Source organism: Alteromonas sp. B31-7 (assembly GCF_015767655.1).
Lineage (GTDB): Bacteria > Pseudomonadota > Gammaproteobacteria > Enterobacterales > Alteromonadaceae > Alteromonas > Alteromonas australica.
Window position 1 is genome coordinate 816222 of sequence record NZ_CP065233.1, and the last position, 12593, is coordinate 828814.

Here is a 12593-nt window from a genome sequence, read left to right on the forward strand (position 1 = left end):
GTATGCGATGCAATATTTAGGTATGGCTTTTCATGCTTAAAACCTGTAGAAATAAAATGCCCTCTATCAGGCCGCTTATTCACTTTTACTGTTATTTTTTACCTCAGCTTTCTCGAACTTGTCGTTATTGTTACAGGTATTAAATCTATCTCCCGCTTGAGAGTCTTGCGCCAACACTTGCGTGAGGTCCTGCATTCTTTGTTTAATTGCCACTCCGTAAGACTTATCATCGCCCCATACATCGGCAAGCATTTTCATTGATTCAATGTCGTGCTCCCTAAACATCCTGCCCGCTCTTTCGGCATCCGTATCTTCATTGCCGAGCAATTTGAGAGATTCAACGGCAAGTACAATAGCAGAGTCAAACAATTCACGGTTGAATGTAGTGACGTTCAATCTTATGAGTTGATAAGCGTGGCGTCGATCTCGTGCTCTTACCGCTAACTTGAGATTGGGATAGTGCTTTCTCGCTAAATCCACAATTGCCATAGACTTGTCTACATCATCGATGGCAATAACAAGAAGCTGTGCATGTTGAGCGCCTGCTGCATCCAATAACTCTTTTCTCGCGGCGTCCCCGTAATACACTTTATTACCAAACTTACGGAGCAGGTCGATTTGCGTGGGACTATGGTCTAACACACTCACTTCATACCCTTGTGCCTTGAGTAAGCGGCCAATAATCTGTCCAAAGCGCCCATATCCAGCAATAATGACATGTTTCGACTCCCCAATTTCACTCGGCGCATCAAAAGCAGGAGTGTCTGTTTTACGGTGTTTTTGCGCATAATCATAGAGCATGAGTAGCAACGGCGTGATGACCATAGATAGCGCTACCACCAAGGTGACTAGGTTAGCTTCGTTGTCACTGACTATACTCAACTGGCGAGAAAGGGATAAAAGAACAAAGGCAAACTCTCCACCTTGGGCTAAGGCAATGGCAAACAATAGACGTTGTCGTTTGTTGATTGAAAATAAGGTGCCTAGCGCGAAGAGAATTAATGCTTTAATGGCAATTAACGCCACCACTAACATGACAATGAGTAAGCTGTTATCTAGCAATAACGTAAAATTAATAGACGCACCCACCGTGACAAAGAACAAGCCGAGCAACAATCCTTTAAAAGGCTCAATATCTGCTTCTAACTCGTGGCGAAACTCGCTTTCAGCTAATACGACACCGGCGAGGAAAGTGCCTAGTGCAGGCGACAATCCGATAGATTGCATCAGCAAAGCAATGGCTATTACAAGAAACAATGCAAACGCGGTGAAAATTTCACGCATATGAGTTTGTGCAATATATCGAAATATCGGTGCAGATACATATTTTCCCGCCACGATAATTCCCGCAATAGCCGCAGCGGATACGGCAACTTTCTCCCACGCAGACCAGCTCGAAATAAGTGAGTGCTCACTTTCTATGGCACTTTCAGGCATAAAAGAAAGTAACGGTAATAAAGCAAGAATAGGGATGACAGCAATATCTTGGAATAAAAGCACGGAGAAGCTGTTTTGCCCAGCATCCAATCTAAGCCAGCCTTTTTCTTCTAGCGACTGAACCACAATTGCCGTGGAAGAAAGAGCGAGCATAAGCCCCACGGTGAGAGAGGTTTGCCAAGCCAATTGCAGCGCGAAGTAAGCTACACTGAAAATAGCGGCGGTTGAGAGCAGAACTTGAAGCCCTCCCAACCCAACGATGGAGTGGCGAAGTGTCCATAATCGTGATGGCTGCAGCTCAAGGCCTATCAAAAACAGCATCATGACGACACCAAACTCAGCAAAATGCATAATTTCAGTTTGGTCACCCACTAATGAGGGCCCAATCAGGATACCTGCTATTAAATAACCTAGAACAGAACCTAACCCTAACCTTTTGGCCAGAGGCACAGCCACGAGCGCCGCCGTGAGATATATTAAAGCAAGTAAAAGCATAGTGTTGTCGCCGAAGGTGTAATGATTGGTATGCTAGCCTAATTCGTTTAGCGGCGTAACAAGTGAAAGCGTATAAAATGACTATCAATAGGCGAATTTACATTCAACGTTAAAAACGGCACCGTGAGAGGTGCCGCCTTCAAAGAAATAACGTTTATTTCTGCGAATAATGATTAGAAACGGTATTCAATCCCTAAACTGGCTTGTTTTAAATCTGTTTCAAAGTCAGTATCGTCAATGTCGTCAACAGCTTCATCTGCATCTAGCGTCGTGTCGTACACCGTGTACTCTGCATTAACGAGGAAATTACGTGTGATTTCATAACTGATACCAGCCCCAACAAACAAGCTCTCGTCGTCGTAGTCGCCAGTAGCAGTACCGAAGTTGTACTCTGTTTCAGACCAAAGTTGCCCCACTTTTGCGTAGAGAGAAAAACGGTCTGAAATAGGAAGGATCCCTTTTACCGCAGCAGTGTAGCCGTCGGTTTCAGCGCCAGCAAGGTCACTGCCATAATCGCCGAAATCTATGTAACTACCTTCTAGTGCTACCCATTCGTTAAACTTATAACCAAGTAGTCCTTGCCATACGTCCTTATCGTCGTCGAAGTCATCTTCACCTTCGGCTTTTAGGTAACCATAGTTACCACCGACGTAAAACCCACTGTCATCCATAGGGTAGTCGCTAGACTGGGCGTATGTGCCAAATGAAGTTAATGCGGCAATACTTGCAATAGCTGTAAGTGTGTTTTTCATAATGATTCCTCTTGTCTTTAACGTTGTCCTTCACCAAGTGCCGATTAACCGGCAATTTGGCGACTCAAGTTTCACGATATGATGAGAGAAGAATTTCCCCCGCTTTCGCTGTTGAGTTTTCATAGGGAGGTGTTCAAGAGGTGTGCCAGCGTAAATATGACCAAAACCGGGGGAGAAATTGGGTAATATTTTCAAAGCGAGAAGGGATTTGATGAGTATACAAACAGTTTTGTAAAGTTGCCGGTATTTTGAGCAACACAACTTTACTCACCAAGTGTAAAGACTTCACGCTCACACACGTGTTTTATAGTTAACCCTGCAGTGTCATTAAGGGTCTCATAAAATAGCTTTAATTATTGATGTTTAACGATTTTTAAAGGCTAATTCAAATTTCCTATTAAGCCCATTTGTTTTATCAACTGTAAATTTCTCGTCTTGCTATCTATCTTTTAAGAGCTTGGTGTAAACAAATTGTTAACGCGTTGTCGGCGTAAAGAATGTGGACACGACAAAGAAGCTCCCTACGTCATTGACGAGGGCTAACACACGAGAAAAAACGGGAACAAGACCATGACGATAAAAAGGTTTAAGAAAACCACGCTGTCAGGCCTAATCGCCTTGTCGCTTGCAGCGACTGGGGCAATTGCCAACGATCAAATCAGTAAGCCTGCTGGCGCAAAAGGTAGCGGTACTAGCGTGCCATTTCAGCCTAAAAATAATAAATTTTGGTGGCCTGAGCAGTTGGATTTATCGCAACTTCGAGACCATGACACACGTTCAAACCCACTAGGTGAAGACTTTGATTATGCAGAAACATTCTCGAAGTTAGATTTAGCCGCGGTTAAAGCTGATGTAAATGAACTCCTTACTACATCGCAAGATTGGTGGCCGGCAGATTTTGGAAACTACGGTCCTTTTTTCATTCGTCTTGCTTGGCATAGTGCTGGTACCTACCGAACGTTAGATGGTCGTGGTGGCGGTGATGGTGGTCAAATGCGATTCGACCCACTAAATAGCTGGCCTGACAATGCAAGCTTAGATAAAGCCCGCCGCTTACTTTGGCCAATAAAGCAAAAGTATGGTGAGTCTATTTCATGGGGCGACTTAATGATCCTTGCCGGTACAGTGGGCATGGAAAACATGGGCTTTGACACCTACGGCTACGCAGGTGGTAGAACTGATGATTGGGAACCTGATATGGTGTATTGGGGCCCAGAAGTAGAGATGTTAGCCAGTGACCGTGAAGAGCGTGATGGCAAATTGCAACGTCCGCTAGGCGCAACCCACATGGGCTTAATCTACGTTAACCCTGAAGGTCCAAAAGGGGTGCCTGATCCTATGGGGTCAGCTAAGAACATCCGCATTGCCTTTTCACGTATGGCGATGAACGATGAAGAAACTGTAGCGCTTATTGCTGGTGGTCACACCTTCGGTAAAATGCACGGCGCACATAAACCTTCAGATTGTTTGGGTGCAGAGCCTGGTGGTGCAGGTCTTGAAGAGCAAGGTTTAGGTTGGAAAAACAAATGCGGGAAAGGGCATTCAGAAGACACGGTCACTAGTGGACTAGAAGGCGCTTGGACGCAACTTCCCACAAAGTGGACGAGTTTGTATTTACAAAACCTACTTGGCTTTGAGTGGAAACAAACGCGCAGTCCAGCAGGCGCAATTCAATGGGTACCCACCGACGAATCTTTGCATAAGTCAGTTCCGGATGCGCACGTGGAAGGTAAACGCAATCCACCTGTGATGACCACGGCAGATCTTGCCTTAAAGTACGATCCTAAATACCGTGCTATCGCTGAACGATTCCTTGCTGATCCCAAAGAGTACTCTACAGCGTTTGCGAAGGCCTGGTTTAAGCTTACTCATAGAGACATGGGGCCAAAAGAGAGATACTTAGGCACAGATATCCCAGAAGAAAACTTTATTTGGCAAGATCCTGTTCCTGAAGTGGATTACCCACTGATTGACAAAGACGATGCCAAGGCATTGAAAGCGGCCATTCTGGACACTGGTTTAACGGTACAACAATTGGTGAAAACCGCATGGGCTTCTGCGTCTAGCTTTAGAGCGTCAGATCTTAGAGGCGGCGCAAACGGTGCACGTATCGCCCTTGAGCCTCAGATTAGTTGGGATGTAAATGAGCCTGATACCATTAAAATGGTGGTGGCTAAACTGAAAGAAGTTCAGAGCGACTTCAACGAAGGCATGTTTAATAAAAAGCAGGTATCGTTGGCCGATCTCATTGTTCTTGGTGGCGCAGCGGCCATCGAAAAGGCGGCAGCAGATGCAGGCGTTGAAGTGACGGTTCCGTTTGTTCCGGGTCGCGGCGATGCAACGCAAGCACAAACTGACGTGAACTCGTTCTCATTGCTTGAGCCTAGCGCTGATGCGTTTAGAAATTACTACAATGCAGAAAAGAGCTATCGCACACCGACGGAAATGTTGATAGATAAAGCTGATCAACTTTATCTTACCGTGCCTGAGATGACGGTACTTCTTGGTGGCCTACGGGTACTCGATGTGAATGCAGAGGGTGCGTCACATGGGGTATTCACTGAAAACCCAGGTACCTTATCGAATGACTTTTTCGTGACCTTGCTAGATATGGGTGTGAAATGGCAGAAAACCGATGATGCAGGCGTTTACCAAGCCATGGATCGTAATACAGGTAAAGTACTATACACAGGTACACCTGTTGATCTTATCTTTGGCTCAAACAGCGAACTAAGAGCCGTGGCCGAAGTATATGCTTACAGCAACGCGAAAGAGAAGTTTGTCAACGATTTCGTAAAAGCGTGGACAAAGGTGATGACTCTCGATCGTTTCGATTTGCGTCATGATCTTGGCAAGCCATTAAATATGTAGGTAATGATACGCACGCGTTGAAATCTACTGATAAATTCAAAGGGCGATAATCAATCGCCCTTTTTTATTTTTTCAAAAAACGTGGATTCCATTCTGAAAGCAGTTCAAAATTTGGGTACACTAAGTGGCTATGTTTACGGCAATTTTCTGCACCAAATAGCGAACACTAGTTTTAGCCATGGCCCAAATTCAGCGACACCTTGTTAGCCTTGAAATGCTGGTTGATGATTTAACTTTGCTTTCTTCCAACGAATGCGGTACCAACGTGCATTTAAAGCTGATACGGGAATATCGGCAGGTGTTAGCCTTGCTGTTAGAAAGTGTTCAGCAAGAAACGGAATCTAGTTTTAAAAAGTGGCTAACCCCTACCTTATTTGCTCAGGTATTTGAAAATAAGCGAATGGTGAGCATCCATTTGCGCCTAGTGGATTACGTATTAACCTACTGGCAGACGATGCAGAAAGTGAATGACATACGTGATACAAACTTTGAAAGCAATGCGGATAAACGACTAGATTTACTGCATGTCAAAGCCGTTAAAGCAAAGTCACAACTAAAAACAGTGGCCAGTGCCATGGGACAAGACAATTACTCGCGATTTCTTGCCCTTATCAACCTGTCTGACGTTGAGTGGCAATGGGATGTCATCCGCGCCCGCTATTAACGTGAAGCACCTCGTGCTTTGATGCTTTCCCTAATTAGGCCTGCACTTAATTAAAGGCTGGCTTACTGGCCTCTTTATAAGTGTCGGGTTGAAGCATCTCGGGGAGCGGCCTAGACTGAGTCCATTGTTTTGGCGAAAGGCCATATAACCGCTTGAATTCACGGCTAAACTGAGATGAACTAACGTAGCCTACAGACATTGCTGCTTCACTTACATTCTTACCTGATGCTATCTGCATTGCTGCGTTATTCAATCGCATAGACTTCATAAATTGAATGGGAGACATCAAGGTTGCTTGTTTGAATTTACGATGGAAAACCGCACGACTCATACCTACCTGCGAAGCAAGTTCATCAATGGTGACATTGTCGTTCAAATGAGTAGCCAAATAATCGATAGACCGCGCAATTTCGTTGCCTATGCCGAAGGCACGTTTAACGGCTAATCCGCTTTTACCTTTTAATACCGCATAGTAAAGTTCTCGCAGCCTAGCCTCGCCTAATATGGCGGTATCTAATTTGTTGCCCCCTAACTGTAACAGCCGAAAAAGTGCCTCGGAAAAATTATCGTCCCAATCAGCTAACGATAAACTGCTGAGTTGTTCACTAGGTTTTGGGGACTTAATTAGGCCGGAAGCGGTTTCAATTTCTAGCGCCAACTCGGTCATGACTTTAGTATCTAGAGAAATTGAAACACCTAATAGCGGGTTTTCTACTGACGCATTTGGTGTGCCTGCTTCAACGGGCATCGACACGGAACAGCACAGGTATTGGCGACTGTCGTAAGTCAATTTATTGCCTTCCAGTATGGCTTCTTTTTGACCACTCACAATGGCGATGATAGTGGGCTCATAAACTGCTGGAGAACAAGGGATAGAGGACGTTATCTTGAAAGTACGCACCCCTTTAATGCCTGTTTCCGAAACACCCTCTTGGTGAGCAAGGCTTTCTACTAATTGCTTAATACGCTGCTTTGTCATGCCTAAAATCTCATGCTGATACAAATAGGCATATAATAAGCGAAAAATCTGGCTTATTTAACTCTATTTAGGTGTTTTTGATTGCGTATGGCAAAATTTATAATGTGCACTCAGCACGGGGAGACGCCAAGATAAAGGCCGCAAGCAAGACCTTTCCCTTACGGCGTGGTTTCTTTAATACTAGGACCTTCGTTGAGTACACGTACTTCTCGCTGCGGAAAGGGAATCTCAATACCATGTTCTTTTAGTGTTTCAAACACAGTCAGTAGCAAATCGCCCCCGACGCGATTTTTCCCATCGTCTACCCCTTCAATCCAAAACTCGACGAACATATTCACGCCTGAGTCGCCGAAACTGTCTATTTCACAGTCTGGGCGTTCTTCAAAAGGCACAGCATCACCGCTGATCACCTGCGGGTGTTGAGACACCGCGTCTTTTATGATGTCGACCATGGCACGAATATCGGTTTTATAGGCCACAGAAAAATCAATACGATAACGTTGTTTTGGGTCTTTATGCGTCCAGTTTATGAGGAGTGAACTAATAAATTTTTCGTTGGGTACGAGAATATCTTTGCCATCGAAGGTTTCAAGTACGGCGTAACGCATTTTGAATTCACGCACGATACCCTTTTGGCCATCTTCGAGTTCCACATAATCGCCTACAGTAAGAGATCTATCTAATAAAATGATAATACCGGAGATAAAATTTGACGCGATAGACTGCAACCCCAACCCGAGTCCTACACCTAATGCACCACCAAATACCGCTAGGGCGGTAAGGTTTATCCCCATTACGTTTAGTAGTAGAAGAAACACAATGCAAAAAAGCGCCACCTCAAAAAGCTTCGCAAAAACCTCTTTAGTTGAGCCGTCTAACGTATTGTGATTACGGATGATGTTTTGACCCACAGTGTTGGACGCTCTGCCTAGCCAAAATAGCAACCCGCCAAAAATGAACACTCTGGTAACGCCGTAGGCTGAAATATTCACGTTACCGATAGAAATAGAGATACTTTGTAGCGCATCGGTAATGACAGGTAACACACCCACAAGATGTAGAAACAAGACAGGCATGGCAACGTAACGCATGAAGCCTGCAAAAAGTGCGTTTTCTACAAAGATCCTAATCAATGAATTAACAAAAAGCATAACGGCCACAACAATGGCCACGTTAAGTAGCCATGCGTCAAACTGATATTGCTCAGAAAGCACTGAGGTAAGCTTTAAAGCGCTAATAGTGATGATTGGAAATAGGGTGTCACTGGCTTTATGGGCTAATCCGTAAAGCGTATGTGTTCCTTTAAGCTGCGGCCGGCGTTCAATCTTAAGTGCGTACTTAAGCTGACGTGAAACAAGGAAAGACACCAAGTAGATAGCGGCTAAAACAAGTAATTGTATAGCAAAACTTTCCGTGTAGATCGCAGCTTTAATGTTGGCTAGTGCTTCATCAAGATGTATCACAAGGTTATCTACATTCATATTAGCAGTCAGCTCCAGAGATACCGGCGTTGGGCACTCAACGTTGGATAATTAATACTAGGCCGCTTTTTAACCTTTAAATTATACAAGGTAAAGAAATATTCACATTTTATCTGTAAGAGGTGAGGGGGGGACCCATAGGAAAAAACGTACACATCTCAAAATTGGAATGACCAGTTTTTGTATTGGTAATGTATTATTGTCATCATTGGTAAAATAAATGGTTGACCGGTGGCAGGATTTTGGTTACATTTATTTTACGCAGACGGAAAGAATAGACGGTCTCTGGCATACAAGCACTAAGGTGTAACCTTCAGAGGAAGTCAGGTCTAGCTTAAGTTTATCCTGCGGCGGCGTAGGTGTGTGCGGGCCGTCGTGGGGCCTTTATTGGTCAAGCCGATTGAAGACTTTGTGGCAAGTATAGAGTAGAGCCTTCAAGGTTACTTTTTATCTTCGGTCGGGGAAAGCAGTACGAACTCAAGTCAATAAAAACAACATAACTCACTGAGTACCCTAGTAAGTAACAGGCTTCGTAAGAAGCCTGTTTTATTTTGTGCGCCATAAAATCATCAACGATGATGTTGTCGCTTAGATTTACTGACTTAAATGAGAGATTGAGTAAAGATCGCGGGTTTCATCGGTTTTGCGTTTAATTTCTTCAAGTGCTTTTGCTTCGCTTGCATCAAAGAGTGCATTAATCAGGCGATTGAAATGATAATGCATAGCGCGCCGGGCACCTGCTGGGTCTTTATTCGCAATGGCATCATATATTGCGGTGTGTTCTTTCAAGCGCTGCTCATTCCCTTGCGAGCACACTTCACTGTAGGCACTAACAACTTGCGGAACAGTGCGTCGTAATTGCCACAAATTTTCTACTGAAATAAGAATGGCATTGTTACGGGTAGCTTGAGAGATAACTTGGTGGAAACGTTGATCGGCAGCATCTGCTTTCTCGGGCGTCTTCATTTCTACCAACGTTTGATGCAGTTCAGCCAGTTCTTCTTGAGAGATTGTTGAGGCAGCAAGCGCAGCAGCCTCGCCTTCCACTAATGCTCTCGCTTGTGTGAGTTCAAACGCACTAATAGGTTTAGAATTGTTCTGGCTGTTTTTCTGTTGCAGCACATAAACGCCGGAGCCGGTCTTTACTTCCACGCGCTCGCGTACTTCCAACGCAATTATCGCTTCTCGGATGGTAGGCCTGCTTACTTGATACGTTTCCGCAAGTTCTCTTTCCGCAGGCAATCGACTGCCAACGGGGTATATACCCTGATCGATAAGCGATTCAAGCTTCTCGACAATACTCCAAAAAAGCCGACGGGTTTTCATTAATTCTACCTTTTTCTACATATGCCAAACACACTGTTAAGATGACGATTGTATCCTGAAAACAGCGCTAAGCGCAAAAGCAGGTAGATACAACCATTCACAATAGTAGCAATTTTTTAACATTTATCAATTGGTAATATAGGTTAATTTGATTTGGTAAAATAAATTGGTTGTTTTTAGCGGCTTTATTGGTTAGATTTAACCTCTAGAGTTAGTAACAATTTGATAACGGCAATAAAACATATTTGTTTTTCAATCATCCTGTACGGGGTGAAGTACGCAGCAAACGGACGAGTTTGTTCTGCGCTTTGCATATGTTTTTGCTTTTTGTCAGGGAGTAGAACGAATGTCAGTATTTAAACGATTCACGCTTTTGATTGGCTCAACCGTTGTATTAAGTGCGCAGCCGGCACTTGCAGAGGATTTCTTGGTTGATTCTTTAAGCGCTTATCAAAAAGCCGTGAGTGATTTAGCCCCAGGCGATCGCGTTATCTTAAAAAACGGTGTCTATGAAGACTTCGAAATGGTATTCGATGCAGAAGGCACAGCCGACGAGCCTATCGAATTGACTGTTGAGGAAAAAGGTAAGGTTATCTTATCGGGTCAATCAAGCCTAGCTATAGGCGGAAAGCACCTTGTGGTTTCTGGTCTTGTATTTAAAGACGGTTATTCTCCTTCCGGCGCCGTGGTCAATTACCAGGTTAATAAGAACCGTTTAGCTAATCATGTTCGAGTGACAGAGTTAGTTATAGAAGACTACTCTAAGCCCGACCGCTTTGAGAATGACTACTGGGTAGCGCTTTACGGCAAACATAATCGCCTAGACCACAGCTATCTTGCTGGTAAGCGAAACCGAGGCGTTACCGTCGCTGTGCGCCTCAATAGCGAAGAGAGTATTGAAAATCACCACCGCATTGACAATAACTACTTTGGGTTTCGCCCTGAGCTAGGTTCTAATGGAGGGGAAACGCTACGGATTGGTACTAGCCACTATTCACTAGAAGACTCATTTACCCTTGTCGAAAACAACGTGTTTGATAAGTGTAATGGCGAAGTTGAAATTATCAGTGTTAAGTCAGGAAGCAATACACTCAAGGGCAATACCTTTATTGAATCTAGAGGGACGTTAACGTTGCGCCACGGCAATGGGAATAAGATTCTTGAAAATGTTTTTCTAGGAAACGGGGTGGCGAATACCGGCGGTGTGCGCATCATCAACCAAGACCAAGAAGTGGCTAACAATGTATTTAAGTCGCTAACGGGTTATCGTTTTGGCAGCGGGTTTACCATTATGAATGGTGTTCCCAATTCGCCCATAAACCGCTATCACCAAGTTAAAAATGCGTATGTTCATCACAATACCTTCATTGATGTCAGTCACATTCAACTGGCTGCAGGGGCTGATGAAGAGCGCTCCGCTGCGCCTATAGACAGTCGCTTTGAACAAAACCTTGTCATCAGCGATAAGGCAGACACTACCTTTAGCTTTTTCGATGATATAAGCGGTATCACGTTTAACGATAATATAGCTAATTACCCGGTAGATAAGAAAATTAGTGAAGGGTTTAATGTAGACGACAGCATAACGGCTGACACGGGTTACAACGTGACTGTTGATGGCGTTACCGTCGGCGCATCTAATTCGGTTAAAGCGCTAACAAAAAACGACGTTGGCCCAAGCTGGTACACCAAAAAAGCGTACGATACCGCTTTTGGTTCTGGCAAGGTTCATGAAGTGTCCGCTGGCACTAACGCGTTATTTGATGCAGTTGCCAATGCCTCTGACGGTGACGTGCTACTCCTCAATGATGGCGTCTATAATGAGCAAAAAATTGTTTATATTGATAAAGCGTTAGTGATTAAGGCAAAACATCCTCATAAAGCCAAACTGCTTCCCCAACGTTCAGCATTGTTTGAAATTAAGGATAATGGCGCGCTTTCTCTTTCAGGGTTAGTACTGTCAGGTGAAGACGCCCCCGACGCTACAGGGAATACCCTTATTCGCACGCAAAAGTGGGGGCTTAGAACTAACTACCGTTTTGAAATGGACAACACTAAGGTTGTGGATTTAACCGTTAACCATAGTTACCACTTTTTTGCTGCAGGGGCACGAAGCTTTGCAAAATCGTTCTCCATTACCCATAGCCAATTTTCCAATATTTCCGGTCACGTATTAAAGTTTAATAAAGAAAAAGATGATTTAGGGATATACAACGTGGAAATGTTACACGTGAGTGACAACAGCTTCACTAATATAGAAGGCGCTTTGGCATTGGTTTATCGTGGTGGCAGAGATGAGAGTACCTTCGGCCCACAAGTGACAGTGACCGACAACGTCATCAATAATGTAGGCAAAGGTAAACGTAATTCACGTCACGCCAGCCTATTTTTCCATGGTGTTCAAATTGCCAACGTTACAAATAACCTGTTTGAGGACTCGGCACCTATTTCCATTGAATTGACCGTGGGTGAGCCTCAAAACCATTTAAGTGGTAACAAATTCGATAACACAGCCGAGCCCCGTATCGTCGATTTTCTGGCTCAAAAGTAAACGCATTAATAGGTATTAACATCCCTAAGCCAGTAAA

Annotated in this window: 8 protein-coding genes; 3 read left to right on the top strand and 5 right to left on the bottom strand. The window is 44.2% G+C overall.

Annotation, left to right across the window (positions count from 1 at the left end; translation table 11 throughout):
- Positions 1–75: 75 nt before the first annotated feature.
- The gene (locus IUA53_RS03525; RefSeq protein ID WP_196898398.1) at positions 76–1932 is read right to left on the bottom strand and encodes a monovalent cation:proton antiporter-2 (CPA2) family protein; all 1857 of its coding nucleotides are present in this window, start codon (positions 1930–1932) and stop codon (positions 76–78) included.
- 173 nt (positions 1933–2105) lie between these two features.
- Positions 2106–2684, bottom strand: coding sequence for a porin family protein (locus IUA53_RS03530; RefSeq protein ID WP_044058061.1), 579 nt, complete (start codon positions 2682–2684; stop codon positions 2106–2108).
- A gap of 570 nt (positions 2685–3254) precedes the next feature.
- Here IUA53_RS03530 and katG point away from each other — a divergent pair.
- The gene (gene katG / locus IUA53_RS03535) at positions 3255–5555 is read left to right on the top strand and encodes a catalase/peroxidase HPI (protein ID WP_196898400.1); all 2301 of its coding nucleotides are present in this window, start codon (positions 3255–3257) and stop codon (positions 5553–5555) included.
- A 178-nt stretch (positions 5556–5733) separates the two neighbouring features.
- Positions 5734–6219: a hypothetical protein gene (locus IUA53_RS03540; RefSeq protein WP_044448600.1), complete on the top strand. Its 486-nt coding sequence runs from the start codon at positions 5734–5736 to the stop codon at positions 6217–6219.
- A gap of 46 nt (positions 6220–6265) precedes the next feature.
- On the opposite strand, the gene IUA53_RS03545 is transcribed toward IUA53_RS03540, so the two are convergent.
- The 3 genes from IUA53_RS03545 to IUA53_RS03555 form a co-directional block, all read right to left on the bottom strand.
- Positions 6266–7198 (bottom strand): AraC family transcriptional regulator, encoded by a 933-nt coding sequence (locus tag IUA53_RS03545; RefSeq protein WP_196898402.1) that lies wholly within the window; start codon positions 7196–7198, stop codon positions 6266–6268.
- A 158-nt stretch (positions 7199–7356) separates the two neighbouring features.
- Positions 7357–8679 (bottom strand): mechanosensitive ion channel family protein, encoded by a 1323-nt coding sequence (locus IUA53_RS03550; RefSeq protein ID WP_196898404.1) that lies wholly within the window; start codon positions 8677–8679, stop codon positions 7357–7359.
- A gap of 594 nt (positions 8680–9273) precedes the next feature.
- Complete coding sequence (locus IUA53_RS03555) at positions 9274–10005, bottom strand: FadR/GntR family transcriptional regulator (protein WP_044058057.1); 732 nt, start codon at positions 10003–10005, stop codon at positions 9274–9276.
- Between the two features lie 346 nt (positions 10006–10351).
- Between IUA53_RS03555 and IUA53_RS03560 the strand changes: the two genes are divergently transcribed.
- Positions 10352–12556, top strand: coding sequence for a polysaccharide lyase 6 family protein (locus tag IUA53_RS03560; RefSeq protein ID WP_196898406.1), 2205 nt, complete (start codon positions 10352–10354; stop codon positions 12554–12556).
- Positions 12557–12593 lie beyond the last annotated feature (37 nt).

Bases quoted from the DNA above. Each gene is read 5' to 3' on its own strand.
- katG (WP_196898400.1), top strand. From the start codon at position 3,255: ATGACGATAAAAAGGTTTAAGAAAACCACGCTGTCAGGCCTAATCGCC.
- IUA53_RS03550 (WP_196898404.1), bottom strand. From the start codon at position 8,679: ATGAATGTAGATAACCTTGTGATACATCTTGATGAAGCACTAGCCAAC.
- IUA53_RS03555 (WP_044058057.1), bottom strand. From the start codon at position 10,005: ATGAAAACCCGTCGGCTTTTTTGGAGTATTGTCGAGAAGCTTGAATCG.
- IUA53_RS03525 (WP_196898398.1), bottom strand. From the start codon at position 1,932: ATGCTTTTACTTGCTTTAATATATCTCACGGCGGCGCTCGTGGCTGTG.
- IUA53_RS03540 (WP_044448600.1), top strand. From the start codon at position 5,734: ATGGCCCAAATTCAGCGACACCTTGTTAGCCTTGAAATGCTGGTTGAT.
- IUA53_RS03560 (WP_196898406.1), top strand. From the start codon at position 10,352: ATGTCAGTATTTAAACGATTCACGCTTTTGATTGGCTCAACCGTTGTA.
- IUA53_RS03530 (WP_044058061.1), bottom strand. From the start codon at position 2,684: ATGAAAAACACACTTACAGCTATTGCAAGTATTGCCGCATTAACTTCA.
- IUA53_RS03545 (WP_196898402.1), bottom strand. From the start codon at position 7,198: ATGACAAAGCAGCGTATTAAGCAATTAGTAGAAAGCCTTGCTCACCAA.